Annotated in this window: 33 protein-coding genes; 12 read left to right on the forward strand and 21 right to left on the reverse strand. The window is 62.4% G+C overall.

Going from position 1 to position 26,853, the window contains the following annotated elements:
• The 12 genes from rplV to rpsL form a co-directional block, all read right to left on the reverse strand.
• The gene (gene rplV, locus EL2594_RS08090; RefSeq protein WP_011414557.1) at positions 1-378 is read right to left on the reverse strand and encodes a 50S ribosomal protein L22; all 378 of its coding nucleotides are present in this window, start codon (positions 376-378) and stop codon (positions 1-3) included.
• A complete protein-coding gene (rpsS, locus tag EL2594_RS08095) occupies positions 378-653 on the reverse strand; it encodes a 30S ribosomal protein S19 (RefSeq protein WP_011414558.1) in 276 nt (91 codons plus the stop codon). The genes rplV and rpsS overlap by 1 nt, the downstream gene beginning before the upstream one ends.
• Positions 654-659: 6 nt before the next feature.
• Complete coding sequence (gene rplB / locus EL2594_RS08100) at positions 660-1,496, reverse strand: 50S ribosomal protein L2 (RefSeq protein ID WP_011414559.1); 837 nt, start codon at positions 1,494-1,496, stop codon at positions 660-662.
• 14 nt (positions 1,497-1,510) lie between these two features.
• Positions 1,511-1,816 (reverse strand): 50S ribosomal protein L23, encoded by a 306-nt coding sequence (locus EL2594_RS08105; RefSeq protein WP_011414560.1) that lies wholly within the window; start codon positions 1,814-1,816, stop codon positions 1,511-1,513.
• Positions 1,809-2,432 carry a 50S ribosomal protein L4 gene (rplD, locus tag EL2594_RS08110; RefSeq protein ID WP_011414561.1) on the reverse strand — a complete coding sequence of 208 codons (624 nt, stop codon included), beginning with the start codon at positions 2,430-2,432 and terminating at the stop codon, positions 1,809-1,811. Before rplD ends, EL2594_RS08105 begins: the two co-directional genes overlap by 8 nt.
• A 3-nt stretch (positions 2,433-2,435) precedes the next feature.
• Positions 2,436-3,305: a 50S ribosomal protein L3 gene (gene rplC / locus EL2594_RS08115; protein WP_011414562.1), complete on the reverse strand. Its 870-nt coding sequence runs from the start codon at positions 3,303-3,305 to the stop codon at positions 2,436-2,438.
• A gap of 312 nt (positions 3,306-3,617) precedes the next feature.
• Positions 3,618-3,929, reverse strand: coding sequence for a 30S ribosomal protein S10 (gene rpsJ, locus EL2594_RS08120; protein WP_006831877.1), 312 nt, complete (start codon positions 3,927-3,929; stop codon positions 3,618-3,620).
• Positions 3,930-4,162: 233 nt separating this feature from the next.
• Positions 4,163-4,891: an FkbM family methyltransferase gene (locus EL2594_RS08125; protein ID WP_011414563.1), complete on the reverse strand. Its 729-nt coding sequence runs from the start codon at positions 4,889-4,891 to the stop codon at positions 4,163-4,165.
• Between the two features lie 100 nt (positions 4,892-4,991).
• Positions 4,992-6,182, reverse strand: a complete 1,191-nt coding sequence (tuf, locus tag EL2594_RS08130) for an elongation factor Tu (RefSeq protein WP_011414564.1) — start codon at positions 6,180-6,182, stop codon at positions 4,992-4,994.
• Between the two features lie 92 nt (positions 6,183-6,274).
• Positions 6,275-8,410, reverse strand: coding sequence for an elongation factor G (gene fusA / locus EL2594_RS08135; RefSeq protein ID WP_011414565.1), 2,136 nt, complete (start codon positions 8,408-8,410; stop codon positions 6,275-6,277).
• Positions 8,411-8,530: 120 nt separating this feature from the next.
• Entirely contained in the window at positions 8,531-9,001 is a 471-nt protein-coding gene (gene rpsG / locus EL2594_RS08140) for a 30S ribosomal protein S7 (protein ID WP_011414566.1), read from the reverse strand.
• 185 nt (positions 9,002-9,186) lie between these two features.
• Positions 9,187-9,558, reverse strand: coding sequence for a 30S ribosomal protein S12 (rpsL, locus tag EL2594_RS08145; RefSeq protein ID WP_006831873.1), 372 nt, complete (start codon positions 9,556-9,558; stop codon positions 9,187-9,189).
• A 455-nt stretch (positions 9,559-10,013) separates the two neighbouring features.
• On the opposite strand from rpsL, the gene EL2594_RS08150 reads away from it, so the two are divergent.
• The 4 genes from EL2594_RS08150 to EL2594_RS08165 all read left to right on the forward strand — a co-directional run bounded on the left by EL2594_RS08150 (position 10,014) and on the right by EL2594_RS08165 (position 13,784).
• Entirely contained in the window at positions 10,014-11,300 is a 1,287-nt protein-coding gene (locus tag EL2594_RS08150) for a hypothetical protein (protein WP_155806017.1), read from the forward strand.
• Between the two features lie 5 nt (positions 11,301-11,305).
• Positions 11,306-12,190 (forward strand): DNA adenine methylase, encoded by an 885-nt coding sequence (locus EL2594_RS08155; RefSeq protein WP_011414568.1) that lies wholly within the window; start codon positions 11,306-11,308, stop codon positions 12,188-12,190.
• A gap of 54 nt (positions 12,191-12,244) precedes the next feature.
• Complete coding sequence (locus tag EL2594_RS08160; protein WP_011414569.1) at positions 12,245-13,012, forward strand: hypothetical protein; 768 nt, start codon at positions 12,245-12,247, stop codon at positions 13,010-13,012.
• Between the two features lie 130 nt (positions 13,013-13,142).
• On the forward strand, positions 13,143-13,784 hold the full coding sequence (locus EL2594_RS08165) for a GNAT family N-acetyltransferase (RefSeq protein WP_155806018.1): 642 nt from the start codon (positions 13,143-13,145) through the stop codon (positions 13,782-13,784).
• Positions 13,785-13,931: 147 nt separating this feature from the next.
• Here EL2594_RS08165 and EL2594_RS08170 read toward each other — a convergent pair whose 3' ends face one another.
• Together EL2594_RS08170 and apaG are read right to left on the reverse strand one after the other, a co-directional pair.
• Positions 13,932-14,723, reverse strand: coding sequence for a LysR family transcriptional regulator (locus tag EL2594_RS08170; protein ID WP_011414571.1), 792 nt, complete (start codon positions 14,721-14,723; stop codon positions 13,932-13,934).
• Positions 14,724-14,791: 68 nt separating this feature from the next.
• Entirely contained in the window at positions 14,792-15,193 is a 402-nt protein-coding gene (gene apaG, locus EL2594_RS08175; RefSeq protein ID WP_011414572.1) for a Co2+/Mg2+ efflux protein ApaG, read from the reverse strand.
• 352 nt (positions 15,194-15,545) lie between these two features.
• Between apaG and EL2594_RS08180 the strand changes: the two genes are divergently transcribed.
• The 4 genes from EL2594_RS08180 to EL2594_RS08195 all read left to right on the forward strand — a co-directional run bounded on the left by EL2594_RS08180 (position 15,546) and on the right by EL2594_RS08195 (position 19,185).
• The gene (locus EL2594_RS08180; RefSeq protein WP_011414573.1) at positions 15,546-17,426 is read left to right on the forward strand and encodes a VWA domain-containing protein; all 1,881 of its coding nucleotides are present in this window, start codon (positions 15,546-15,548) and stop codon (positions 17,424-17,426) included.
• 10 nt (positions 17,427-17,436) lie between these two features.
• Complete coding sequence (locus EL2594_RS08185; RefSeq protein ID WP_011414574.1) at positions 17,437-18,045, forward strand: TadE/TadG family type IV pilus assembly protein; 609 nt, start codon at positions 17,437-17,439, stop codon at positions 18,043-18,045.
• Between the two features lie 71 nt (positions 18,046-18,116).
• Positions 18,117-18,746, forward strand: coding sequence for a TadE/TadG family type IV pilus assembly protein (locus tag EL2594_RS08190; RefSeq protein ID WP_233994243.1), 630 nt, complete (start codon positions 18,117-18,119; stop codon positions 18,744-18,746).
• Positions 18,747-18,777: 31 nt separating this feature from the next.
• Positions 18,778-19,185 carry a hypothetical protein gene (locus EL2594_RS08195; RefSeq protein WP_011414576.1) on the forward strand — a complete coding sequence of 136 codons (408 nt, stop codon included), beginning with the start codon at positions 18,778-18,780 and terminating at the stop codon, positions 19,183-19,185.
• Between the two features lie 15 nt (positions 19,186-19,200).
• On the opposite strand, the gene EL2594_RS08200 is transcribed toward EL2594_RS08195, so the two are convergent.
• Entirely contained in the window at positions 19,201-19,812 is a 612-nt protein-coding gene (locus EL2594_RS08200) for a 2-hydroxychromene-2-carboxylate isomerase (RefSeq protein ID WP_011414577.1), read from the reverse strand.
• An 81-nt stretch (positions 19,813-19,893) separates the two neighbouring features.
• Here EL2594_RS08200 and EL2594_RS08205 point away from each other — a divergent pair, with 81 nt between their 5' ends.
• A complete protein-coding gene (locus tag EL2594_RS08205; RefSeq protein ID WP_011414578.1) occupies positions 19,894-20,391 on the forward strand; it encodes an MgtC/SapB family protein in 498 nt (165 codons plus the stop codon).
• Between the two features lie 80 nt (positions 20,392-20,471).
• Positions 20,472-20,900: a DUF6628 family protein gene (locus EL2594_RS08210; RefSeq protein WP_049762459.1), complete on the forward strand. Its 429-nt coding sequence runs from the start codon at positions 20,472-20,474 to the stop codon at positions 20,898-20,900.
• Here the strand turns inward: EL2594_RS08210 and EL2594_RS08215 are convergent.
• The 3 genes from EL2594_RS08215 to EL2594_RS08225 form a co-directional block, all read right to left on the reverse strand.
• Positions 20,897-22,114 carry a trans-sulfuration enzyme family protein gene (locus EL2594_RS08215; RefSeq protein ID WP_011414580.1) on the reverse strand — a complete coding sequence of 406 codons (1,218 nt, stop codon included), beginning with the start codon at positions 22,112-22,114 and terminating at the stop codon, positions 20,897-20,899. The genes EL2594_RS08210 and EL2594_RS08215 overlap by 4 nt on opposite strands.
• A gap of 154 nt (positions 22,115-22,268) precedes the next feature.
• Positions 22,269-22,487, reverse strand: coding sequence for a hypothetical protein (locus EL2594_RS08220; protein ID WP_011414581.1), 219 nt, complete (start codon positions 22,485-22,487; stop codon positions 22,269-22,271).
• A 228-nt stretch (positions 22,488-22,715) separates the two neighbouring features.
• Complete coding sequence (locus tag EL2594_RS08225; protein ID WP_233994245.1) at positions 22,716-23,252, reverse strand: TetR/AcrR family transcriptional regulator; 537 nt, start codon at positions 23,250-23,252, stop codon at positions 22,716-22,718.
• A 71-nt stretch (positions 23,253-23,323) separates the two neighbouring features.
• Here EL2594_RS08225 and EL2594_RS08230 point away from each other — a divergent pair, with 71 nt between their 5' ends.
• Positions 23,324-23,716: a hypothetical protein gene (locus EL2594_RS08230; RefSeq protein WP_011414583.1), complete on the forward strand. Its 393-nt coding sequence runs from the start codon at positions 23,324-23,326 to the stop codon at positions 23,714-23,716.
• An 87-nt stretch (positions 23,717-23,803) separates the two neighbouring features.
• On the opposite strand, the gene EL2594_RS08235 is transcribed toward EL2594_RS08230, so the two are convergent.
• Both EL2594_RS08235 and EL2594_RS08240 read right to left on the reverse strand, forming a co-directional pair.
• Positions 23,804-24,019, reverse strand: a complete 216-nt coding sequence (locus tag EL2594_RS08235; RefSeq protein ID WP_155806019.1) for a hypothetical protein — start codon at positions 24,017-24,019, stop codon at positions 23,804-23,806.
• Between the two features lie 88 nt (positions 24,020-24,107).
• Positions 24,108-24,317 (reverse strand): hypothetical protein, encoded by a 210-nt coding sequence (locus EL2594_RS08240; protein ID WP_011414585.1) that lies wholly within the window; start codon positions 24,315-24,317, stop codon positions 24,108-24,110.
• Positions 24,318-24,521: 204 nt separating this feature from the next.
• Here EL2594_RS08240 and EL2594_RS08245 point away from each other — a divergent pair, with 204 nt between their 5' ends.
• Positions 24,522-25,760 carry a phospholipid carrier-dependent glycosyltransferase gene (locus EL2594_RS08245; protein WP_233994247.1) on the forward strand — a complete coding sequence of 413 codons (1,239 nt, stop codon included), beginning with the start codon at positions 24,522-24,524 and terminating at the stop codon, positions 25,758-25,760.
• Here the strand turns inward: EL2594_RS08245 and EL2594_RS08250 are convergent.
• Complete coding sequence (locus EL2594_RS08250) at positions 25,757-26,845, reverse strand: glycosyltransferase family 2 protein (RefSeq protein ID WP_011414588.1); 1,089 nt, start codon at positions 26,843-26,845, stop codon at positions 25,757-25,759. The two genes, EL2594_RS08245 and EL2594_RS08250, sit on opposite strands and share 4 nt — an antisense overlap.
• Positions 26,846-26,853 lie beyond the last annotated feature (8 nt).

A 26,853-nucleotide genomic window follows, 5' to 3' on the forward strand; every position in this document is an offset into this window, starting at 1 on the left:
TTACGCCTCTTCCACTTCGCGCACGACGATCCGAAGCTTGCTGAAGGGCTTCAGGATGCGGGTGCTCTTGCCGCGGCCACGGGTGTGGAACCGCTTCATGGTGATCGACTTGCCCACGCTCGCTTCGGCGACGACCAATGCGTCGACGTCGAGGTCGTGGTTGTTTTCCGCATTGGCGATGGCCGACGCGAGCACCTTGCTCGCATCGCGTGCCATGGCCTTCTTCGAAAAAGCGAGAATGTTCAGCGCTTCCTCGGCCTTCTTGCCGCGGATCAGCTCGGCAACGAGGTTGAGCTTCTGCGCCGAACCACGGATCGTGGTGCCGACGGCCAGCGCCTCGTTGTCAGCGACACGGCGGGGGGATTTTGCCTTACCCATTATCGCTTGCCCTTCTTGTCGGCAGCGTGACCGGGGAACGTCCGCGTGGGCGCGAACTCACCGAGCTTGTGGCCGACCATCTCTTCCGAAACGGAGACGGGGATGAACTTGTGACCATTGTAGACGTTGAACGTCAGGCCAACGAACTGCGGCAGGATCGTCGAGCGACGCGACCAGGTCTTGATCGGCTTGTTGCTGCTCGCTTCCTGTGCGTCCTCCGCCTTCCTCAGAAGGCTGAGTTCGACGAAAGGACCTTTCCAGACGGAACGTGCCATCGTGTCTTACCTCTTCTTCTTGGCGTGGCGCGAACGGATGATGAACTTGTCCGTCTGCTTGTTCTTGCGGGTACGGGCGCCCTTGGTCGGCTTGCCCCACGGGGTGACCGGGTGACGGCCACCGCTGGTGCGACCTTCACCACCGCCGTGCGGGTGGTCGACCGGGTTCTTGGCGACACCGCGGGTGAGCGGCTTGACGCCCATCCACCGGCGACGACCGGCCTTGCCCAGGTTCTGGTTCTGGTTGTCGGGGTTCGAAACCGCGCCAACCGTGCCCATGCAATCGGCCCGCAGATACCGCTGCTCGCCAGAGTTCAGGCGCACGATCACCATCCCGCGATCACGACCGACGAGCTGCACGTAGGCGCCTGCCGAACGGGCGATCTGCCCGCCCTTGCCCGGCTTCATCTCCACATTGTGGCAGATGGTGCCGACCGGCATCTGGCCCAGCAGCATGGCGTTGCCCGGCTTGGTGTCGGCCTTCTCGGCTGCGATCACCTTGTCACCCACAGCGAGGCGCTGCGGCGCGATGATATAGGCCAGTTCGCCGTCGTCATACTTGACGAGCGCGATGAAAGCGGTGCGGTTGGGATCGTATTCGATCCGCTCCACAGTGCCTTCCACATCCCACTTGCGACGCTTGAAGTCGATGTAGCGGTACTTCTGCTTGTGACCGCCGCCGATGCCGCGCGAAGTGACATGGCCCTTGTTGTTCCGGCCACCGGTCTTGCGCTTGCCTTCCGTGAGCGACTTGACCGGCTTGCCTTTGTACAGGCCGGATTTGTCGACGAGGATCAGGCCGCGGCGCGCGGGGCTGGTCGGGTTGTAATTCTTGAGTGCCATTGTTCCCTAGCCCCTCAGATACCGCTGGTGACGTCGATCGAGTCACCATCGGCGAGCGTAACGATCGCCTTCTTGAAGTCGGAGCGCTTGTAGGGCTTGCCCCGCCAGCGCTTGGTCTTGCCCTTGGTCACGATCGTGTTCACGCCGGTGACCTTGACCGAGAAGAGTGCCTCGACCGCTTCCTTGATCTGCGGCTTGGTGGCATCGTTCGCGACCTTGAAAACAACCGCGTTGTTCTCGCTGGCGAGCGTCGCCTTCTCGGTGATGTGCGGCGCGAGCACCACGTCGTAGTGACGAGCGTCGATTTCCTGCTTAGCCATTGAAACGCGCCTCCAGCTTTTCGACCGCGTCCTTGGTCAGGACGAGCGTGTCGTGTTTGAGGATGTCGTAGACATTGGCACCCATGGCCGGCAGCACGTTAACGCCCGGCAGGTTGCCGGCGGCTTTCGAGAAGCCTTCGTTCACGCTTTCGCCGTCGATCACCAGGACCTTGCCGTTCCAGCCGGCCTTGTCGAAGTGACCCTTGAGCACCTTGGTCTTGGCATCCTTGAGGTCGAGGCTGTCGACGACGACGAGGCCGTCCTTCGCCTTGCTCGAAAGCGCCATCTTGAGGCCGAGCGCACGGATTTTCTTGTTGAGCGACGGGTTGAAATCGCGCTTGCGAGCGCCGTGAGCCTTACCGCCACCGATAAAGATCGGAGCGCCGCGATCGCCGTGGCGAGCGTTGCCCGAACCCTTCTGGCGACCGAATTTCGCACCGGTACGCGCCACGTCCGAACGCTCACGCGTCGGGCGGGCGGTGCCGCGGCGATTTTCGAGCTGCCACGTAACTACGCGGTGGAGGATGTCGGCGCGCGGCTCGACACCGAACACGGCATCGTCGAGCTCGACATCACCGGCAGCCTTGCCGTCGATTTTCTGGACCTTCACCTTCACGGATCAGCCCTCCTTGCCTGCATCGCTGTCGTCGGCCTTGGGAGCCTCTTCAGCGGGGGTTTCTTCAGCCGGAGCCGCGGTGTCGTTGGTCTGCTTGTCAGCAGCCTTCTCTTCCACCACAGCTTCTTCGTTTGCCACGTCGTCGAGCTTCTGCTCGTCAGCGGCCGGAGCGTCGGCTTCCTTGGCCGGAGCGTTCTTCTCGACGACTGCGCCGGGGAACGGCACGCCTTCGGGAAGCGGCAGCTTCACGGCATCGCGGATCAGCATCCAGCTGTTCTTCGTGCCCGGGACCGAACCCTTGACGAAGATCAGGCCGCGTTCCGGATCGGTGCGGACGACTTCGAGATTCTGCTGGGTGCGCTGACGGTCGCCCATGTGGCCGGCCATCTTCTTGCCCTTGAACACGCGGCCCGGATCCTGGCGGTTACCCGTCGAACCGTGCGAACGGTGCGAAATCGAGACGCCGTGCGTTGCACGCAAACCGCCGAAGCCCCAACGCTTCATGGCACCGGCGAAACCCTTACCCTGGGTGTAGCCGGTGATGTCGACCTTCTGGCCGGCAATGAAGTGCTCGGCGCTGATGGCGGCACCGACAGGCAGGAGCCCGTCTTCGCCTTCGACGCGGAATTCGGCGACCTTCATCTTCAGGCCGACTTCGGCCTTGGCGAAAGCCTCACGCTGCGGCTTGGCAACGTTCTTCTGCTTGGCCACGCCCGAGCCGACCTGGAGAGCGAAATAGCCATCGCGCTCCTGGGTCCGCTGGGACACGACCTGGCAATCTTCCAGAGCGAGAACGGTCACAGGTACGTGACGTCCGTCCTCCTGGAACAGGCGGGTCATCCCGACTTTCTTTGCGATCACGCCGGTGCGCATCGTCAAAACTCCTAACAGAGGCACAAGGGGCCCATCCCCAGGTGCATGCGAGCCTGCCATCACGGTCAGACCCGTTTCAGCCCAATTTTTCATGCATCGCCCCGTCCGGGCTGAATGCTCGCACGGCAGGGGCCGATTGAGCGAGACGGGAGACGCAGCCCGGTCGATGGACCGGCGGTATCTCTATGTCCGAGTCCCTGCGAAGGCAGGGACCTCAGGCCGCTGGCGCGACCTGCAATTCTTCCCGGTCATTTTACGTCCGACCAAGAGGACTGAGACCCCCGCCTTCGCGGGGGCTCGCGGCAAATTGGCTTAGGCCAATTTGATCTCGACATTCACGCCTGCAGCAAGGTCCAGCTTCATCAAAGCGTCGACCGTCTGGGCGTTCGGCTGCACGATGTCGAGCAGCCGCTTGTAGGTGCGCACCTCGAACTGCTCGCGCGACTTCTTGTCGATGTGCGGGCCGCGGTTCACGGTGAACTTTTCGATACGCGTCGGCATGGGAATGGGGCCGCGAATAAGCGCGCCGGTACGGCGAGCGGTGTCTGCGATTTCGCCAGTTGCCTGGTCGAGCACGCGATGATCGAACGCCTTCAGGCGAATGCGGATATTCTGAGCTTCCATTACCTACACCAATGCGAAAGAGCCAAAAATCGCCGCAACGCCAGGTCACCCCCGCCGCTCCGGCTCTTCTACTTCTGTGTCCGCCCCATAGCTTCCGCCTGACCGTATCTCTTATCGAGGGGCCAAACCGAACCAACGGGTTGGAGAAAACCTGGCCGCTCGGAAGCGGCTTCGGGCGCGCCTATACGGGTACATGCGATTCTGGGCAACCCCAAAATCGGAACAATTTTGCGTCAGCCGCCCTCGCGCAGGAACACCGCGTCGAGATAGATGACCTTGCCGCCCTCGCCAAAGAACTGGTCGCGGGTACCGGCGAAGGCAAAACCTAGGGATGCGAGGCTGTCATGCAAGGCGGCGAACGTGGGTTGGCCCTCATAGAGCGGTGCCAGGCAAACTTCGAGCACGATACCATCCGCACGGCGCAGCGTTTCCTGCCCACCGGCGATCACGCGATCTTCGAACCCCTGCACATCCATCTTGACGACGAGAGGCCCTTCAAGCGCATCACCCTGCTCCCTCGCCCAGTCGTCGAGCCGCCGCTGGCTCACCGGTGTGGTGATGGTGTCGGCGACTTGCGGGAACAACGTGACGTTCTCGGCAGTCTGCATGCGAAGTGACGAGGAAGATGGCGAGCCCGGATTGAACTGCATGTCCACCATCATCTCGCTATCGCCGAGCGCGATGTGGTGGGCGTGGATGCGTGGGTGCCGCGCTGCGACCCGCTCGAGCCGCGCAAAGCTGGCCGGATGCGGTTCGAAGCAATGTAGTCGCGCCTGCGGGAAGGCGCCCAGCAATTCCCGCTCCGCCAGTTCGCCGCCGCATGCGCCGATATCGAGCACCGTCTTCGCCGGGATCGCCGCCAGCCCGTTCCAGCCGTCGCCATAGCGATTGCCCGCCAGCCCCTTGCCCGCGCCGATCAGGCCCAGGCTGGCATAGGATGTGAGACGGGACAGGAAGCTCATGCCGCTAGCTAACTCGCTCGTGCAAAAGAAAACACCCCCTCCCGTTGCCGGGAGAGGGTGTTTCTAACGCTAGCAGCGTGCCGTCAGATCAGGCGCCGGCTTAGACGGTGATCTTCGAAACAACGCCCGAGCCGACGGTGCGGCCGCCTTCGCGGATTGCGAAGCGGAGGCCTTCGTCCATGGCGATCGGAGCGATCAGCTTGACGTTGATCGTCACGTTGTCGCCCGGCATCACCATCTCGGTGCCTTCCGGCAGGATCACTTCACCGGTCACGTCGGTCGTGCGGAAGTAGAACTGCGGACGGTAGTTGGCGAAGAACGGCGTGTGACGGCCACCTTCGTCCTTCGAAAGGACGTAGACTTCCGCGCTGAACTCGGTGTGCGGCGTAACCGAACCCGGCTTCGCGAGGACCTGGCCACGCTCGACGTCTTCACGGCCGACGCCGCGGATCAGGGCACCGATGTTGTCGCCGGCTTCACCGCGATCGAGCAGCTTACGGAACATTTCGACGCCGGTAACGGTCGTCTTGGTGGTGTCCTTGATGCCGACGATTTCGACTTCATCGCCCACATTGACAACGCCGGTTTCGACACGACCGGTCACAACCGTACCACGACCCGAGATCGAGAACACGTCCTCGATCGGCATCAGGAAGTCCTGATCGACCGGACGTTCCGGCTGCGGGATGTGCTCATCGACGGCCTTCATCAGCTCGACGATCGATTCCTTGCCGATGTTGTCGTCGCGACCTTCGAGAGCGGCCAGAGCCGAACCCTTGACGATCGGAATGTTGTCGCCGTCGAAATCATACTCGCTGAGCAGTTCGCGAACTTCGAGTTCGACCAGTTCGAGCAGCTCTTCGTCATCGACCTGGTCGACCTTGTTGAGGTACACGACCAGCGCGGGAACGCCGACCTGACGCGAGAGCAGGATGTGCTCGCGGGTCTGCGGCATCGGGCCGTCGGCAGCGTTCACGACCAGGATGGCGCCGTCCATCTGGGCCGCACCGGTGATCATGTTCTTCACATAGTCGGCGTGCCCCGGGCAATCGACGTGAGCGTAGTGGCGCGCGTCGGTTTCGTACTCGACGTGCGCGGTCGAGATGGTGATCCCGCGCTCGCGCTCTTCCGGAGCCTTGTCGATGTTGGCGAAGTCGACAGCCGAACCGCCGTACACATCGGCCATCACCTTCGTGATCGCCGCGGTCAGCGTGGTCTTGCCGTGGTCGACGTGACCGATGGTGCCGACGTTGCAGTGCGGCTTGTTGCGCTCGAATTTTTCCTTAGCCATTTCTCAAATAACCTCTGCTTGAAATTGAATTCCTGCGGGAGAGGATGCGGCGCCCGCTGAATCAGGCGCCGCCCCTAGACCTGTTGCTCGCCTTAGGCAAGCTTCTCCTTGACTTCCTGTGCGACGTTCGCCGGCACTTCGTCGTAGTGGCTGAACTGCATCGTGTACTGGGCGCGGCCCTGGGTAAACGAACGCAGCTCGTTGACGTATCCGAACATGTTGGCGAGCGGAACGAAAGCTTCGACGGCCTGGGCGTTGCCGCGGCTGTCGGTGCCCTGGATCTGGCCGCGACGGCTGTTGAGATCGCCGATGACGTCACCGAGGTAATCCTCGGGGGTCACCACTTCAACCTTCATGATCGGCTCGAGGAGCTTGATGCCGCCACGTTCGGCCGCTTCGCGCATCGCGCCGCGACCGGTGATCTCGAAAGCCACCGTGCTGGAGTCGACGTCGTGGTACTTGCCGTCGATCAGGCGGATGGTAAAGTCGATGATCGGGAAGCCGACCAGATAGCCGCTTTCGGCCTGCTCGCGCATGCCCTTTTCGACCGACGGGATATATTCGCGCGGAATGTTGCCGCCCTTGATCTCGTCTTCGAAAATGATGCCCTGGCCGCGCTCACCCGGGGTGACGACAACCTTGGCTTCACCGAACTGACCCGAACCACCCGACTGCTTCTTGTGGGTGTAGGTCACTTCGACTTCACGGGCGAGCGATTCACGATAGGCCACCTGCGGTGCACCCACGTTGGCTTCGACCTTGAATTCGCGCTTCATGCGATCGACGAGGATGTCGAGGTGAAGCTCGCCCATGCCCTTGATGATCGTCTGGCCGCTTTCGTGGTCGGTGCTGACGCGGAAGCTCGGATCCTCGGCAGCCAGGCGGTTGAGCGCGACGCCCATCTTTTCCTGGTCGGCCTTGGTTTTCGGTTCCACCGACAGTTCGATAACCGGATCGGGAAATTCCATCCGCTCGAGGATGATGGGGTTGGCCGGGTCGCACAGCGTGTCGCCGGTCGTCGTATCCTTCATGCCCGCGATCGCGACGATATCGCCGGCGAATGCTTCATCGATGTCCTCGCGGTTGTTCGAGTGCATCAGCAGCATGCGGCCGATCTTTTCCTTCTTGTCCTTCACCGAGTTCAGGACCTGCCCCTTCGAGAGCTTGCCCGAATAAATGCGGGTAAAGGTGAGCGAGCCGACGAACGGATCGTTCATGATCTTGAACGCGAGCGCGGAGAACGGCTCGTCGTCCGACGACGGGCGCGTCTCTTCGGTGTCGGTGTCGGGCAGGACGCCCTTGATCGCCGGGACGTCGAGCGGGCTCGGCATGTAGTCGACAACGGCGTCGAGCAGCGGCTGGACGCCCTTGTTCTTGAATGCCGAACCGCACAGCACGGGCACGAATGCGCGATCCATGGTGCCCTTGCGGATCAGGCGCTTGAGCGTTGCAGCATCGGGCGCCTCACCGGTTTCGAGATATGCCTCCATCGCATCGTCGTCCTGCTCGACGGCAGTCTCAACGAGCTTTTCGCGATATTCTGCAGCCTTGTCGGCAAGGTCGGCGGGGATTTCGACAAATTCGTATTTCGCGCCGAGGTCTTCGGCCTGCCACACGATACCGCGCATGTTGACGAGGTCGACCACGCCCTGAAGGTCGCTTTCCGCGCCGATCGGGAGATAGAGGACCAGCGGCGTTGCGCCGAGGCGATCGATGATCGACTGCACGCAGTAGTAGAAATCGGCGCCGGTGCGGTCGAGCTTGTTGATGAAGCACATCCGCGGGACTTTGTACTTGTCGGCCTGGCGCCAGACGGTTTCGGACTGCGGTTCGACGCCGGCAACGCCGTCGAACACGGCGACCGCGCCGTCGAGGACGCGCAAGCTGCGTTCGACTTCGATGGTGAAGTCGACGTGGCCCGGGGTGTCGATGATGTTGATGCGGTGCTTGGGCTGGCCTTCGCGCAGCGTCTCGGGATCCGACATCGGGTCCTTGGTCGCATCTTCGGCGGTCCAGAACGTCGTCGTCGCAGCAGAGGTGATCGTGATGCCACGCTCCTGCTCCTGCTCCATCCAGTCCATCGTCGCGGCACCATCGTGCACTTCGCCGATCTTGTAGGACTTGCCGGTGTAGTAGAGGATACGCTCGGTCGTGGTGGTCTTGCCGGCATCGATGTGAGCCATGATGCCGATATTGCGATAGCGCTCCAGCGGATACTCGCGGGCCATAATTCTTATCCTTAGCGTCTTGTGGGGGCCGCTCGCTCAGCGGTCAGGCCCCCATATAGTGACGATTGTGACAGCGGGAAGACGCGAGCCCCAAGGCCAGCGCCCCGCCCGCTCACAACCTTACCAGCGGTAGTGCGAGAAGGCGCGGTTGGCTTCGGCCATCCGGTGCGCGTCTTCACGCTTCTTGACCGCATTGCCGCGGTTGTTGGCGGCATCCATCAGCTCACCCGACAGGCGCGCTGCCATGGTGGTTTCCGGACGGCCGCGCGCGGCGGAAATCATCCAGCGGATCGCCAGCGCCTGGGCACGCTCGGGGCGCACCTCGACCGGTACCTGGTAGGTCGCACCACCGACACGGCGGCTGCGCACTTCGACCTGCGGCTTGATGTTGTTCAGCGCATCATGGAACAGCTGCACCGGATCGGTCTTCGCCTTGGCTTCGACAGTGTCGAGCGCGGTGTAGACGATGCCTTCCGCAACGGCCTTCTTGCCGTCCAGCATCAGGTTGTTCATGAACTTCGACAGGACCTGATCACCGAACTTGGGATCAGGCAGGATTTCCCGTTTCTCGGGACGACGACGACGTGACATTCTTTAATCTCCAAATGTCCGGAGCGAAGCGGAGGTCTTCAAAACGTCATCCCGGACTTGATCCGGGATCTTTCTCCGCTGGCGCTCTATCTCAGAAACTTGCCAGTTGACGTTCGACCTGGTGGCACGAGGTCCCAGCTTTCGCTGGGATGACGGGTGCAATCAGGCGAGCGCCGACCCACTCCTTACTTGGGCCGCTTGGCGCCGTACTTCGAACGGCTCTGCTTGCGGTCCTTGACCCCTTGCGTATCGAGCACGCCGCGCAGGACGTGGTAACGCACGCCCGGCAAGTCGCGCACACGGCCGCCGCGGATGAGCACGACAGAGTGCTCCTGCAGGTTGTGGCCTTCGCCCGGGATGTAGGAGATGACTTCGCGCTGGTTCGTCAGGCGCACCTTGGCGACCTTGCGCAGGGCGGAGTTCGGCTTCTTCGGCGTCGTGGTATAGACGCGCGTGCAGACACCGCGCTTCTGCGGGTTCTGCTCCATCGCAGGGACCTTCGACTTGGCCTTCTGCGGAACGCGGCCCTTGCGGACCAGCTGGTTGATCGTCGGCATAGAATTCTTTCTCTTCACCGTGTGGCGGTGGCCATGGTGCAAGGTGAAGAGAAGCAGGTTCGCATTTTGCCGTCACCCCGGACTTGATCCGGGGTCCAGCTAACAAGAACGCCCGCGCAGCGGACATCTTGCACAAACGCGAAACTGAAACACTCCACCCGACATCGGACACCGGGTTACTTTGACGCTAGCCCCAAGCTTTCCGGAAGGCTCCCCTTCCGGGAAGCGCAGCCCCTGCGAAGGCAGGGGCCCATCCATGAATGCCCAATAGAAAAGAGCCTCGGTGCACGCAGCACCAGGCCCCGGGACTGAAACGCCAATGTTCAGCTCTATTGCCCGAGGAGACTCGCAAGAGGGCCTCGGTTGAGCGCGCCATTAGCGGGGAGTGGGGGGTGGGTCAAGGGAGGGTTGACGTTTCGGCCGAAGGAATCAAAAAGCAGCGAGAGGGGGTCGCTATGCCGAGTGAAGTATTTCAAATTCCTGTAAATCGTATTCACCTGTACGAGGCGAATCCTCGTCATGGCGAAATCACCGATCCGGAAGAGATCATCGAATATCTACTCGAGGATGAACAGGTATACGAGCTAGCAAAAAGTATAGCTCAGCACAAAACGAACCCTCTCGAATTGCTCGGCGTGGTGGAAATTACCGAAGAGGGCAGTTCGGAGCCGGCTTATGAGGTCTGGGAAGGCAATCGCCGTGTCTGCGCCGTAATGTTGCTTAACGATCCCGACCTCGCCCCGCCAAAATGGCGCAAACGCTTTCGCAGACTTTCCGATGAAGTCGATCCAATCGATAACATCGAAGGTCGCTCGTTTGACGATCACGAAGAGCTACGATTTTGGATGCGCAACATTCACAACGGCATGCAGGATGGACGTGGGCGGAAGGATTGGGGGCCGGACGAGCAGCACAGAGACAATCCCACGCGAAAGAACGCCATTGCGTTCGAACTTTTGGAGATGGCCGAAACTCAAGGCCTAATCTCCCGTAGCGAGCGCAAAGGCAAACTGACGACGCTCCAGCGTTTCGTCGAGAAACCAACGATGCGAGAAGTTCTTGGCGTTGATGATTCCGACCCGGAGAACGTCACCTTTCGCAGAAGCGACGCCGATATGGCAGCGCTTCTACAGGTGATCGTAGACGATCTGTTATCTGGCGAGATAAATTCCCGCTCCAACGACTCAGACATTGCGAAATACGCGGCAACGATTGAGGAGGAGGCCGACGTTGGGCCTTTAGCTGAAGAGGACGACGCCACGAATCCCGAGCCAACTCCGAGCCCCCCGCCCAGCCCGAGCCCGCCACCTCCGCGCCCGCGCACTTCCAACAAAATAAAGCGCTCAAACGATCTCGTTCGTGTCCTCGACAAACTCGATGCACAGAAACTGATCGGTCTTTACTCATCGCTTACGAAGGTCAGCGCTAACACGAATACTCAGATCATTGCCGTAGGCGCTTGGGCCTTCATCGAAAGCAGCGCGAAACTTTGCGGGGCGAACAAAGACACCTCCTTTCCGTCATTTTTTACGAGGGGCAAGAATGGTAGAATGGCGACCTACGGCATCGATCACAACGAGGCAGGCGTCATCCACGAAGCGCTGACCCGTTTGTCGTCAGGCGGCAATACCACCAAGCACCATGCAAAAAGTGGTTCATTCGACCATCGCCAGATTATCAGTGATATGGAGGTTATCACTCCGATGCTAGTGCTAGCCCTTCAAGCTCAGTTGGAGGATTGAGGCGTATGGCTCGTTCTCAATCCCCGCTGCGCTACCCCGGCGGAAAGTCGGCGCTTGCTGAAGTTACAGCATCTTTAATTCGGGAGAACGGTATTGGCCGCGCGCACTACGTCGAGCCATATGCTGGCGGCGCAAGCCTCGCGTTGCATTTGCTGTATACCCGGCAAGTCTCGGATATTCACCTGAATGACCTGGACCCTGGCATTTGGAGCTTCTGGCACAGCGTGATCAACCACGCTGAAGAGCTAATCCGACTTATCGATCGCTGCGAGATAACCGTCGACGAGTGGCATCATCAAAAGTCGATCTACCGGGAGGCTGACACGTCAGCACCTCTCAAATTGGGGTTCGCGACGTTCTTCTTGAACCGCACAAATCGGTCGGGGATCATAGGGTCAGGTGGAATCATTGGGGGCCTCCAACAACAAGGAAATTATAAGATTGATTGCAGATTTAATAAATATAACTTGGTCCAAAAAATCCGAAAGATCAACAGATATAGAAATTCCATCCATCTAACTAATCTTGATGCAGTCGAATTTCTACAAAGCAGCGATGTAACCTTGTCAGAGCGCACGCTTTATATGATTGACCCACCATATTATGAGAAAGGATCGTCACTTTATACGAACTTTTACGGAAAGGATGATCACTCTGCCGTTAGAGATGCTATCGCCCATCTATCCAAACCATGGATCGTGACATACGATAATTGCGATGAAATATCAGACCTTTATCGTGACTTTGACCAGATCGAATTCGGGATCAGCTATTCCGCAAATAAGAAACGGACGGGCAAGGAGCTTATGATCGTTTCCCCGCACTTGCGCTTCGCAGAACGAACAGTCGAGCTGATCAGAAAAAGATTGCCAACACCAATTGCTGCCTAATCAACACAATATCGTTTTCCTACACGCCTGAAATTTGCAATCTGCCTGCGGGCTATGCTCGACCCACCATCCCTTCCTACCCGCAAGATCGCCCGCCAGGCCACCTCCGCCGTCGCGCATATCGCTCCCCCACCTGCGCCGGACGACCCGCTGCTCGCGTTCGAGCCGGTGCCGCATGTCGCGCCGCGGTCCAACTCCATCACGCCCGATCTCCAGCGCGCGTTTATCGCCACGCTCGCGGCCACCGGGATCGTCACGCAGGCGGCGAAGTCGATCGGCAAGTCGATGGAGGCGCTCTACAAGTTGCGGCAGCGGCCCGGGGCGGAGGGCTTTCGCGCGGCGTGGGAGGCGGCGCTCGAGCGGGGCGTGCAGCGGCTGGAGGATTGCGCACTCGAACGCGCGCTGCAGGGCACGCCGACGCCGATCGTCTCGGGCGGCGAAATCCTCGGCTATTGGGACAAGCCGGACAATGTTATGCTGCGCTTCCTGCTGCAGCACCGGCTCTCCGGGAAATACGGCGTCCAGCAGCTTGGCCCCGGCCACCCGGTCTATGACAGCATCCGCGCCGAGGTGCTGGAGGAGATCGCCGCCGCCGAGCGCGAGGCGGCAGCGCTCGAGAAGCGAATCGAGCGCCGCGTCGAAGCCGCCCGGGCCGAAACGCGCGAGGCGACGTTGCGCGAGTGCGAAGCGGCCGCAACAGGCGACGACGGGGACGAGACCGAAGCGGAGCGAACGAGGTGGCGCGAAACCTATCGCGGGCACTATCCCGATCTCGACGATGAGATCATCGAGGAAATGGTGGAGCGGATGGTGAGCGATTGAGCCCTCCCGTCACGCGCGCGAAAGCCGGAGCCTGGGGAAGTCTGGTCGAGCACCCTGCCTTGGGTTATCGCCTGCGCGGGAATGACGAAGAATAGGGGCTGGGCGCCGTCTTTCTGCTATACCCGTCGCCATGGCCACGCCGCCCCCTCCTCCACCTGCGTCCCCGGCCGCCCCCGACGGGCGGGTCGTGCACACGGTGCTGGAGGATGGCGAGGCGGTGTGCCTGCGCACGATCCGGCCGGGCGACGAGGCGCGGATGCGCGAAGGCATCGCGAAGATGAGCCCGCAATCGCGCTACCTGCGGTTCTTCTCCGGCGCGCGCACGCCGCCCGACTGGGTGATCGAGCGGCTGCTCGATGCCGACGGCGACCGGCACCTTGCCTGGGGCGCGATTGCCACGGATGCGCCGGGCGAGCCGGCGATCGGCGCGGTGCATGTCTTTCGCGAGGAGGACGATCCGCAGTGTGCCGAGTTTTCCGTCGCCATCCTCGATGCGTGGCACGGGCGCGGGCTCGGCAAGCTGCTGACGGCGACGATCCTGCTCGACGCGCAGGAGGAGGGGATCGAAGCGTTTCATGTCGATACGCTGGCGGAGAACCGGCGCGCGATCGAGTTCACCCTGTCGCTGGGCGGCAAGGCGCAGGCGCGCGACGGGGCGCCCGACGGGACCACCAGCGGCTGGATGCTCGATGTGGCCGGCGCTTTGGCGGTGTTGAAGGAGGAGTGCGACCCGCCCGGCATCGCGGCGGTGTTCGCGGCGTTCGAGGGCTAGAACCAGGACCGGGCCGGTGGAGGCCCGGCAAGGGCGTGGGCTCAAGTAGCCGTCAGGCGGTAGCCCGCCGGAGGCGCCCGCCCGCAGGTGCCCGACTGAAAGGAGGAACAGCACCGGGGACGCAGCCACGGATGTGGCTGCGACAAACTAAGAAGTCAGAAAGGCGATCAGCGCCTTGACCTTCTTCTGCCGCCATTGCGGCAGCGGCGCGACCAGCCAGTAGGCGCGGCGGCCTTCGTCGGGGCCTTCGAGGATCTCGGCTTTGCCCGCTTCGATGCTCTCCTCGACCAGCAAATAGGGCAACACCGCCTTGCCGAGGCCGCTGATCGCGCTGCTGAGCGCCTGGCCGGCATTGCCGACCTGCACCGTCGCCTTGACGCCTTCGGGCAGCGGCGCGCCGGGCCAGTCGATCCAGTCGTCGCCCTCATAGCCGGGCTCGGCCACCACCACGCGGCGCGCAGGGGCAAGCTCGACTCCCTCGAGATCGCCCGGGCCGTCGACCAGCCGGATCGCGACGTCCAGGTTGGCCTCGGTGAAATCGGCGTTTTCGTTCTCGACCAGCGAATAGTGCACGCCGGGGCTCTGCTCGCGGAAGGCGGCGAGCCTGGGGGCGAGCCATTGGGCGTAGAATTCGCGCGGGGCGGCGATGGTGTAGCGGTCGCTCGCCTGACCGGCCTGCATGTTCTGAACCGATTCCTCGAACTTGAGGAAACCTTCGCGCAAGGCGTCGAGGCCGCTGGCGCCTTCCTCGGTGAGTTCGAGGCCCTTGGAGGTGCGGCGGAACAGCACGGTGCCGAGATGATCTTCCAGCGCGCGGATCTGCTGGCCGACCGCGGCGGGCGTCACCGCCAGCTCGTCTGCCGCGCGGGTGAACGAGAGGTGCCGCGCCGCAGCATCGTAAACGCGCAAGGCGTTGAGGGGGAGATGGGTCCGCTTCATCGTGCGGGGGATTTAGAGGGACGATTTCAATACCGCAACTGCGAAGGACGAGGCGTCCCTTCGCGAACCTACCTCTCGGCCGTCTCCGGCGCGGCGAGCGGGAAGAACGGGATGCGCACTTCCATCCTCGAGCCATCCTCGCGGTGGAAGGTGTAGAAGCCTTCCATCGAACCGTAAGGCGTGCCGAGCGGGCAACCGCTGACATAATCGTGGCTCTCTCCCGGGCGCAGGACCGGCTGTTCGCCGACCACGCCGTCGCCATCGACATGGTTCACCATCTCGCGCGCGTCGGTGATGCGCCAGTGGCGGGTCATCAGCTGCACGCGCTCGTTCGAATGGTTCTCGATCCGGATATGGTAGACCCAGAACCACTTGCCCGCGCTCGGCTGGCTCTGTTCGGGCAGGAAATTGACCGCGACGCGCACGATGACGTCGTCGGTGTTGGCGGCGTGCTGGAAGAGTTCTTTCATAGCGATTCGAGACCGTAACTGTGCCCGCGCGCCCCGCAAGGGGGCCAAAAGGCTATTTATCCACTTCGCGCGCCGCTGCGGTTCGAGCGTGGCGAAGCTGCATCAGTAGGTGTCGATATAGCCCGCATCCCATCAACCCGGGCTGAACACGCGTTCCCGCGCCCTGCGAGGGCTTTCTCGTGCAGCCGTCGAACCATCCGGCGCCTGCGTTGGTAACCATCGAGTAAAAGAAGTCTTCGTACAACCTTAAGTCCTTGCTTGTAGATACCGTCGACCGGAGACGTATTGGAGGCACGGGCAAGTGAGCAGGTGGGGTTTGTTATCGCGACTGCTTCGCGATCGGAAAGCCAATATGATGGCCATCGGGGCGGCTTCGATCATTCCGCTTGTCGGTGTGGTCGGCGGCGGGGTCGATGCGAGCCGGATGTACCTGGCCAAGTCGCGGCTGCAGCAGGCTTGCGATGCCGCAACGCTCGCTGCGCGCAAGGAATTGGCAGGGTCTTCGATCAGCAACGGCACCATCCCGGCCAATATCCAGGACAAGGCCGACAATTTCTTCGACACCAATTTCCCGAGCGGAATGTACGGTACGACCAATGTCGGCTACACGCTGAGCGCCGGCACCGCGACGCAGATGGACGGCGCCGCCACCGCATCTGTGCCGACGACGCTGATGAAGGTCTTCAACGTGCCGCAGATCGATATCGCGGTGAACTGCAGCGCAGAGCTCGATCTTCCCAATATCGACGTCGTCCTCGTGCTCGACATGTCGGGATCGATGAATTCCAACGGCACGACCGGTTCCAAGCGCATTACAGCGCTGAAGAACGCGGTGTTCTCTTTCTACGATGTCGTCATGGCGGCAAAGCCAGCCGGCACGCGGGTGCGGATCGGGATCGTGCCCTACAACGGCGCGGTCAGTGTCGGCGACGAGCTTTTGACGCTCAGCACCACGACAGGCATCGACTATCTCGCCGATAGCTGGGACTACCAGACCCGCGAACCGAAATGGAAACAGGTAAGCAATAACGATGGCGTCGAAGAAGGCGACATCCTGAGCGAAACCAATGTGACAGAACTGCTGCCGCGCCAGCCGAGCCAGCTCGGTTCGGGCAACAGCGCGCATTATCACTGGAACGCGAACAAGAACGCCAAGAAAGACAAGGATTGCTATGACTATGCCGGTCAGAGCTACACGGTCGGCAGCGAAATCTGGGAAATCAACAGCGTAACCTGGGACGATGAGTACTGGGGCGACAAATGGAAAAAGGCCGAAAAGGCTGCTTGTGTCGCCAACATCACCAAGAAAACCATCGCCGGCCCTGATGACGTCAAGCCGGAAACCTTCCGGACCGAGTTCGACAAATATGTCTATCTCGAAAAGGCGATGGATATTTCTGGTTTCAAGACCGGCACCAGCGTGTCGACGCGGACCGGTTCGAATGGCGGCTGGGTTTCCAGCTCCTGGACCAATGGGTGCATCGAGGAACGGCAGACCATCGCCGCTTCGTCCTTCGATCCGCTCCCGACCGGCGCCCACGACCTCGACATCGACCTGGTGCCGGATTCATCGAAGCCCGAGACACAATGGTACCCGATGTGGCCGCAGATCACCTACGATCGCGGCGGCCCCGCGACGCTCGAGACGACGGACGACAAGCCCACGCGCGGCTACAATTGCCCCAATCGTACGCACAAATTGCAGGAATACCTGCTCAACGGCAGCGCACGTAACGCAGACTTCGTGTCGCGCATCAACGCCCTGTCGCCCAAGGGCGGCACGATGCACGATATCGGAATGATCTGGGCCGGTCGCCTGATTTCTCCTGACGGGATCTTCGCCGCCGACAATGCCAGCGCGCCCAACGGCGATCCGATCTCGCGCCACGTGATCTTCATGACCGATGGCGAAATGGGAGCCAGCCCGAGCAACACGACCGCCTACGGCAATTACGACATGGACGGCCGCATGGCAGGGTTCGCAGCCAGCGGCAGCTGGACCGAGAACCAGCTCGCGGCGATCCACAATTTACGTCTCGAAGCCATCTGCAAGGCGATCCGCAACAAGAACGTGACCATCTGGTCGATCGCCTTCGGTTTGCCGCACAGCGCCTATACCCAAGGGTGCGCGACGGGGACCTCGCGGGCGCTGACGGCGGCGAATTCTTCCGAACTCGATTCCCGCTTCCGTGACATCGCCGGTTCGATTGCCGAACTGCGGCTGGTGAACTGACGGGGTCGCCATGCGCAGGACATCGCTTCTCAAGAGAATCGCGCGCCGCGAAGACGGCGTGACGATCATCGAATTCGCCTTCGCGATGCCGGTGTTCGCCGTCATCCTCATGGCGCTGTTCGACCTCGGCTTCCAGATATACGCGCAGTCGATCGTCCAGGGCGCCGTGCAGGAAGCGGCGCGCGCTTCGACGCTGGAGAGCGGGGGCTCAAACAGTGCCGCACTGGACGACACCGTGCGCAAGAACGTGCAGACTGTCATCCCCGGGGCAACGCTTACCTTCACGCGCAAGAACTACGCCAATTTCGAGGATGTCGGCATTCCCGAAGACTTTACCGATACGTCCGGATCGGAAGACGGCATTTGCAATAACGGCGAACCGTTCGACGATGTGAACGGCAACGGCGTATGGGATGCGGACCGCGGGGCCGACGGCCTGGGCGGGGCGCGCGATGCCGTTCTCTACGGTGCCAGCGCCAGTTTCGAACGGGTGTTCCCGTTCCACAGCTTCGTGCCGGGTATGAGCAAGGATGTCGTCATCGAAGGGGCCACAGTGCTGCGCAACCAGCCTTATAACGAGCAGGGCGATCGCGATCCGGTCGTCCTGAATTGCCCGTGATGAGGCCGGGGTCGCACAGCTTTTTGCGCCGGATACATGCGCTCTGCCGCATCGTCCGCGACACGCGCGGCGTGGCGTTGGTCGAATTCGCATTCATTTCGCCGATCATCCTGCTGATGGGCGTCGTCGGTATCGAGATGGCGAACCAGGCGGTGGTCAACATGCGGATCAGCCAGGCGGCAATGCATATCGCCGACAACGCCTCGCGCATCGGCGACCGCGATTCGCTGGTCGCGCAGAAAATCTACGAAGGCGACATCAACGATCTCTTCATCGGCGTGGGGATCCAGGCCGGCAACGGCATCGACCTGTTCGAGAACGGCCGTATCGTCCTGAGCAGCCTCGAACGGAACGGCGACGGCGGCCAGACAATCAAGTGGCAACGCTGCATGGGCAAAAAGGTCGTCGGCTCTTCCTATGGCGGCGAAGGGACCGGCGCGACGGGAACGGGTTTTCCCGGGATGGGCGAGAGCGGCAAGGAACTGCAGGCCGGATCGGGCGAAGCGATCATGTTCGTGGAAATCGAATACGATTACCAGCCGCTAGTCAACAACACGCTGACCAGCAAATTCCTGCCCGCCGCAGCGATCCGCAGCGAGGCCGCGTTCAACGTCCGCAACGCCCGCGATCTTTCGGGCATCCACCAGCGCTCAGGCTCGTCCTCGCCGGTGTCCGCATGCTCGAAATATGAATCGATTTGAGGAGGGGTCCGTGAATCCGAAAACTTCACTCATGCTTGTGGCCGCCGTCCTGCTCGTTGTCGCCAGCATGATGCAGCAAGAAGGCCAAGTTTCGCAGATTGCGAGTATGGATAGCGGAGAGCTCCGCCAACGCGCGGCCGTGGCCGACGACATGAGCGGGTTCACCCCGGACAACGAGCTCGGTCCGAAAGACGATGACGCTCTCGAAGACGAACCGGAGCTGTATGAGGATGAAGCAGGCAGCACCGGTACCACCATCGCCCCCGGCAACGCACGATTGGCGAGCGCGGACCCGTCGACGCCCCCTGCCATTTCGGACTTTTCCTGGGCGGCGACACAAGCCAGAACCACCGCCAGGCCGGTGACCCGTCCCGCTCATCACGACCTTGCGCCGGGCGAGATGACTTCGGGCTTCAGCCCCACGCTCGCCAGCCGGTGAGCGCGGCCGGAGGGCTCAGCCCGCCAGCATTTCCTCGATCTGCACCAGCCGTTCCTTGCCGAAGAACATTTCGTCTTCGCCGCCGGTGTCGACGTAGAACGTCGGGATGCCGAAGGCGCCGCGATCGACGGCGGACTGTGTATTGTCGACCAGCTGCTGCTTGATCGCCGGATCCTGCGTCTTGGCGAGGAGCTCTTCGGCGTCGAAGCCGGCATCACTGAGGCCCCTGCCGATGGCGGCGGGATCGTCAACCGGTACGCCCTCTTCCCACAGCATCGGCAGCAGCGTCTCGACCAGCCTGACCCGTTCCTCGCCCTCGACCGCCAGCAGCATGCGCTGGAGAGTGACCGAGTTGAACGGGAATTGCGGGTGCAGGCGGTATTTGTCGAAGCCGTGCCTGTCGATCCAGCGACGCATTTCGAGCAGGGAATACTCGACCTTGCCCTTCACATCCTTGTCGCGGATCATCGGCGGCGCGTTGCCCGTCAGCTTATGCATCCCGCCTAGGAATACCGGTGTGACCACCAGTTCCGCCCCGGTCCGCGCGACGAGATCGCGCAGCGGATACCATGCAAGATAGCCGTTGGGGCTGACGAAATCGAAGATGAACTCGACGGTTTTGGTCATGCAGGTCGCCTTTCGAAAAGGGAGCTATAAAGTCCCTTTCGGCTTGCCGGAAACTTGTCGCCCCCGCAACGTTGCAGATATATGACAGAACTGTTCGCATCGCTTCGACCCGACACGATGACCTGGCTCGACGTGGCGTTGCGCGTCGGCATGGCAGCGCTGCTCCCATTCCTGATCGGGCTGGAACGCTTTCTGCGCCGCAAGCCGATCGATTTCAGGCCGTTCGTCATCATCTCGCTGGCGGCATGCGGCCTGCTGATCGGTTCGATCGAGTTGTTGCAATCGCAAAGCGACAAGCAAGCACAGATCGATCCGACCCGGGTGATCGAGGGCGTGATCACCGGCATAGGGTTCATCGGCGCCGGCGCGATGTTTCGGCGTGGCGACTTCGTCCAGGGCGCCGGATCGGCAGCCGCCATCTGGTGCGCCGGGGCTATTGGCGTCATTTGCGGCATGGGCGAAGTCTGGTTGGCCGCCATCGTTGCAGGCGGCGTGCTGCTCCTGCTGATTGCGAGCGCTCCCTTCACCGAGCGATGGGATCCGGATGGTGGAGAAGCAACCGGCGAACAATCGGATTAGCGACGACCTCAGCGTACTCGCATCATCTCTTGTTGCAACTCATTCTCATTCGCATTAGATCGCAGGCGAAGGAGAGATTCGTGCCCGGGAACAATCGCAACCCCCGCCCCGCATCGTGTTGTCTCCCGCTGCCGCTGCCCCGCGATCCGTCGCGCAAGGTGCTGGTGCTGCTGGCCCGCAAGATGGCGATTTACGGGCTGCGCGATGCATCAGCGACGATGCTCGCAATGCAGGTTTTCGGCAGCGGGTTTCGCCGGCCGCTCGCGCTGTTGCGATGCTTCATGCACGAGGTCGCGACATGTTCGAACCGCAATATCAGCGTCGCCCCGTGCTGCGCGCCGCGCATGACGCGGGACGAAGCGCTGCTAATCGACGCGCTGGCGACCGCCGACTTGGCGAGCCTTGCAGCCCTGACCGACAATGACGATTGCGGGCGCGCACTGACCGTCGCGCTTGCCCTGCGGGAGGAGATCGACGTGCTGGAGAGGCGGATGCTGTCCGCGCGCTAAAGACCGGCCGCCGCGAACGCTTGGTCGAGATCTTCCCTCAGATCCTCGATATCCTCCAGCCCCACATTGATGCGGAGGAGACCCTCGGTCACGCCCATGTCCGCACGCGCTTCTGCGCCCATATTGGCGTGGGTCGTGCTGGCCGGGTGGCACATGAGGCTGCGCGCATCGCCGATATTGTTGGAGATATCGACCAGCGCGAGCGCATCGAGCACGGCGAAGGCGGTGGAGCGGCTGCCGACATCGAAAGCGAAGATCGGGCCGGTCGCGCGCATCTGCTTCATCGCGAGATCGTGGCGCGGATGGCTAGGCAGGCCCGGGTGGAGCATCGTGCCACCGGCTTTGCGCACCCGATCCTCCATGAACTCGCCGAGTGCGACAGCATTCTCGCTCTGCTTCATGGCGCGCAGCTCGAGCGTTTCGAGCCCCTTGTGCACCACCCAGGCATTGAAGGGCGAAAGGTTCGGCCCGGTGTTGCGCTGGAACGGCAACAGGACTTCGTTGATCCACTCCTCGCTGCCGCACACCGCACCGGCGAGCACGCGGCCCTGCCCGTCCATCAGCTTGGTCGCGCTGTAGGCGATCACGTCGGCCCCGAAGTCGAGCGGCTTTTGCAGCACGCTGGTAGCGAAAGCGTTGTCGACCACGGTGGTGATGCCGTGCGCCCGGGCGAGGTCGCAGACATGCTGCATGTCGACCACGTCGAGCGTGGGATTGGCGGGAGTCTCGAAGAAGAAGACATTGGTGTTGGGCCGGATCGCGGCCTCCCAGGCATCATTGTCGGCGCTGTCGATAACCGTCGTCTCGATCCCGAAGCGCGGGCACAAGTGATCGACCAGCCAGCGGCACGAGCCGAAGGCGGCCTTGGCCGAAACGATGTGATCGCCGGTCGATAGCTGGCACAGCAGGGCGGCGGTCATCGCCGCCATGCCGCTCGCCTGCGCGCGGCAGGCCTCGGCCCCTTCCATCAGCGCGATGCGCTCTTCCAGCATGGCGACGGTGGGGTTCTGCAGACGCGAATAGGTCATGCCCTCGGCATCGCCGGCGAAGCGGTCCGCCACGGTCCGCGCATCGTCGTAGGTGTAGCCGGAGGTGAGGAACAGCGCTTCGCTGGTCTCGCCGTGTTCGCTGCGCCAGGTGCCGCCGCGCACCGCCTGGGTGGCAGGGCGCCAGTTGCGGGTGACGGAACGGTCGGTGCCGGTAGTCTTCTTCATGCCATGCCGCTTACGCAGCGAGCGGGCGGGCGGCAAGCGGCGCGCGCTTTAGGTGCGGCAACGGCAGGTTGCAGCGAAGCGCGGGCTAGTCACGACGCGCATAGAAAAAGGGCGGGACCTCGCGGCCCCGCCCTCTCGATAGTGTAGCCGGTGCTTACGGGCTGTCGGGATCGTCATCATCGGCGATGATGATGATGCCCGCGATGACTGCAGCAGCCGCAAGGATTGCGATCAGGATGCCGTTCTCACCTTCAAGCTCGCTCGTTGCTTCGACCGGGGCCGAAACGCGATCGGCCGAAACGGCCGATGCAGCAACAGGAGCCATGGCAGCTGAGAGTGCGGCGATGCCGAGAGCCATGCTCTTGAGTTTCATATTATTACTCCAATTCAAGTATTTAGGTACCTAAGTGCGACCCGTCGACCTATTGTCACGAGAGGCTCTCACGGCCTCTTCAAATCGCATCAAGCATACGCATCCGCCTACGTCTAGGATAATTGCGACGAAAAGATGGCGAAAGCGATGAATTGGGCAAGTTATTAGCTGGGCCGCGACACGCTCTCCCCGGTGATCGGTCCACGGCAGAAAGCGCAGCTTTCCCGCTCAGTCGAATATCTCCGCTGCAGAACGCCCTATTTTTCCGCGTCCGACGGCATCGAGCATCTGTGCGCCCTCGATCAGCGTCAACACCTGGCGCGCGCCGTCCGCCGGGTCGGGATCGTCCGGTGGCAAATGCTCCTCGACCCATTGCAGGAGGCGGTCCATGATCCGACCGGCGGCATCGAGATAGGCGCCCTCGCCGCGCGCGCAGCCAGCGACAACATGCCACCAAAACCCGAAGAACGGCCGGAATTCCGGCTGTGCGGTACTATCCATGACGCTTTCGAAACAGGCCTTGCGGCTTTCCGCCCTCCCCATGGGGAAGGCCTCGTCGAGCATCAGTGTGAAGAGGCCCGCCAGATGGTCGAGCAAGGCGGCCACCAATGCATCCTTGCTACCGAAATGATAGATCAGCATGCGATCACTCGTACCGGCAGCCTTGGCCAGCGGTCGCAGGCTCAGCCCCACCAGACCGTGTTCGAGGACATGGGCAGCCATCGCCGGAAGCAAGGTTTCGCGGGACATTGCGGATCTGGCCATGCGGGTCTTGTAGCGACTGCTACATAACGCTACAAGTGTAGCACCTGCTACATCCGACTCGGAGCTGAGCCATGGACACCTTCACCCTTCTCTTCCTGATCGGCGCGGCGCTGGTCGGCCCGATCCTGATCTATATCGTCGTCAATCGCGAGCCGACCGGCTCGCCCCTGGCTGCCGCCGGCCTCTCGATCGCCTTCGCTCTGTTCACCGCATTCACCATCGCACGCGAAGGCGTGGGGCAGGTCATTGCCAACCATAACCTCAACTACTGGGGAACGCAGGTCTGGTACGACCTGCTGATCGCGGTCAGCATCGCGCTGTTCTTTATCCTGCCCCGGGCGCGTGCGGCGGGGATGCATGTGGTGCCGTGGACAATCTTCGTTGCGCTCACCGCCAGCATCGGACTGCTGGCCATGGTGGCGCGGCTGTTCTGGCTCGAACGCCATGCCGCCCGCACTGCCTGATTCGTTCCGCGCATAAAAAACGGAGCCCCACTGGGAGGCTCCGTTCAGGCTTCTTAGGTCCTTTATGGTATCTGGTATAGGCCGCGATCAGGGGCTTTGGGGATCGTCGTCGTCCGTCAGCAGCAGGATCGCCATGCCGGCGCCGGCCAGCGCGAGAATGATGAAGGCGGGTCCGATGCCGCCGTCGAGCTCTTCCGCGTCTCCGACCGGTGCGGCCGTGCGGAGAGTCGATTGCGCCGCGATCGGGGCGGCGACCAAACCGGCGGCGGCGCCGGCGAATACAAGCGATTTCATTAGTTTCATTGATGTTTTCTCCATGTCCACGCCCCGAACGGCTGTCGGGCGATTAAGTTCCTAGAACGATAAACCTTTTTGCAGCGCCTGGGTAGCCCTATTCCGCACCCGGCTCGGGCGACGTGAAAACGATGGCCAGCGCAACGAGCACGACTGCGCCCAGCGCGGCCAGGCCCGAAGCGTCGGCCTCCTGCTGCTCTGCCTGCGCCGCATTCATCGAACCGCGCGCAACGCTCTGCGTGGCGAGCGGCATCAGCAGCACACAGGCTATGGCGACGAGGATGGTGAGGCGTTTGGTAAGTTCCATAGTCTTTCCAGCGATCTAGCGCGACCGGGTCAGGGGAAAGACGCCGCCGCGCCGGTTTTGTTCCCTGCGCTGGCGATCGGCACGGATGCGACACGACCAAGTGTGTCGCCAACGCGCCCGATCCGCACTTGCGCGAGCGATTCGGCCACAGTAACGCCTGCGACCATCATGCTGTCGGCGCCCGAACGATCACCCGATCCCCTGATGCCGACGCTGGCACTGGTGTGGCTCTTCCTCGCGCTGGCGCTATGGCAGATCCAGGTCCCCTCGATCGCCTATTTCGACGAAGTGCATTACCTGCCGGCGGCCCGATCGATGCTGGAGGGCGGTGTCTGGCTAAATTCCGAACACCCGCCGCTGGGCAAGATCATCCTCGCCATCGGGATCGCGCTGTTCGGCGACACGCCGCTTGGATGGCGCATCTTTCCGGCGCTGTTTTCAGGACTGGCCCTTTTCGCTTTTTCGCGTGCGTTGTGGGAGGCGAGCCGCAGCCGCTTCGCCACCCTCGCCTATACGTGGTTGCTGGGCACCGGCTTCTTCCTGCTGGTGCATGCGCGCATCGCCATGCTCGACGGGATCATGGTCGGCTTCTTCGCCGTCGCGCTGTGGCAATGCGCCCGCGCGGTGCGCGCGCCGGAAGAAGGCCGCAAGCGCCTCATTATCGCAGGCCTCGCATTGGGCGCGGCCATGGCGACCAAGTGGAATGCCGCCCCGCTTGCCGTCGTGCCTGGGCTGACGTTCTTCGTCGTCCGGCTGATGGCGGGCAGGCGGCGCTTGCTTCTGAGCCGACGCGGCGGGCCCGTGCCCGGCGTCAGCCTGCTAGAGGCCGCGCTCTGGCTCGGCCTGCTCCCGCTCGCCGTCTATGCCGCCAGCTTCGCGCCTCTGCTGTGGGCATCCGAAAACCCTTTCGGGGACCGGGGTCTCGTCGCGATCCAGGCGATGATGCTGGAGATGCAGCAGAGCGTGAAGGAGCCGCACAATTACCAGAGTACCTGGCACCAGTGGCTGCTCAACCTGCGCGGCATCTGGTACCTTTACGAGGAGGTCGACGGGGCACAGCGCGGCGTCTTGCTGATCGGCAATCCGCTGACCATGCTGGTGGGCCTGGCGGCGGTACTGTGGACCGGCTGGGCCGCCGTTCGCCACAAGCGGATGGATGCGCTCGCGGTCTATCTGCTCTTTATACTGAGCCTCGGTTTCTGGATCTTCGCCGCCAAGCCGATCCAGTTCTACTATCACTATTTCCTGCCGAGCTGCTTCCTGCTCGCCGCCCTCGCCCTGGCGCTGGACGAGCTGCGCGACAGGGGTTGGCCGAAAGTCAGTTATGGCGTGCTGGTCGCGAGCGCGGCGCTGTTCGCTTTCTTCTTTCCGATCCTGACCGCCATGCGGTTGAAGGCATCGGGCAGCTTTCTGACCTGGGCCTGGATCGACGGCTGGCGCTAGAAACGCCCCCAGACGAACCGGCTGGACAGCGCATAATTCCAGACTGCACCGATCACGATCCCCGCCAGCGCGGCGAGCGCCCAGAAGAGTCCATTAGCCTCGAGCCAGGAGGCCAGCGCGATATTGGCCAGCGCACCGACGGAGCAGGTCAGGCAGAAGCCGATCCAGCCCCTTAGCAGTTGCGCCGTGCCCTTCAGCCGCTGGTCGCGGTAGGTCAGCCAGTTGTTGAGCCAGAAATTGAAGGTCATGGCGGTGAAGGTCGCCACCGCCTGCCCGAGCGCGAAGCCACTGCCGAGGAGCAGGAGCAGGAGCGCCAGTACGCCCATGTGGACGCCGACGCCGAGCGCGCCGACAGTACTGAAAAGCATGAAGCGCGTCGGGACGATCTGGCCGAGATAGCGCTCGTACAAACCGACTAGGAATTCGAAAGCGACCGCGCGGTCGAGCTTGCTTTTGCCAGCGCGCCGCTCGCCGAATTGCAGCGGCACTTCGGCGACGCGCAATGGCTCGGGCGCAACCGAGAGGATGTCGAGCAGGATCTTGAAGCCGATCCCGGCCAGTCTGGGCGCAAGGTCGCGCACGCGCTGGGTTTCCAGCAGGAAATAGCCGCTCATCGGATCGCTGAGCTCGGTCCGCGTGAGACGACGGGCCAGCGCATTGGCTAGCCGCGAGCCTTTCTCGCGGCGCTCGCTGGAAAGTCCGGCCGCCGTGCCGCCCGCCAGAAATCGGCTCGCCACCACGACATCGGCGCTGCCGCTGCGCACGGTTTTAAACATATTGGGCAACAGCGCGGGATCGTGCTGGTGGTCGGCGTCCATCACAGCGATGTAAGGCGCGGCGGTGGCGCAGGCGCCTTCGATCACGGCGCTGGCGAGCCCTCGCCGCCCGATCCTCTGGATCACCCGCACGCGGCTGTCGGTGCGCGCCAGTTCGCGTGCCGCCTCGGCGGTGCCGTCCGCGCTGTTGTCGTCGACAAAGATCGCTTCCCACGCGATGTCGCCCAAGACGGCGTCGAGCCGATCGACCAGCGGCGCGATATTCTCGCGTTCGTCGAGCGTGGGCAGGATGATGGCGAGGTCGAGCATCGGCCCGG

Origin of the sequence: Erythrobacter litoralis HTCC2594, assembly GCF_000013005.1 — a bacterium.
Taxonomy (GTDB): Bacteria; Pseudomonadota; Alphaproteobacteria; order Sphingomonadales; family Sphingomonadaceae; genus Parerythrobacter; species Parerythrobacter litoralis_A.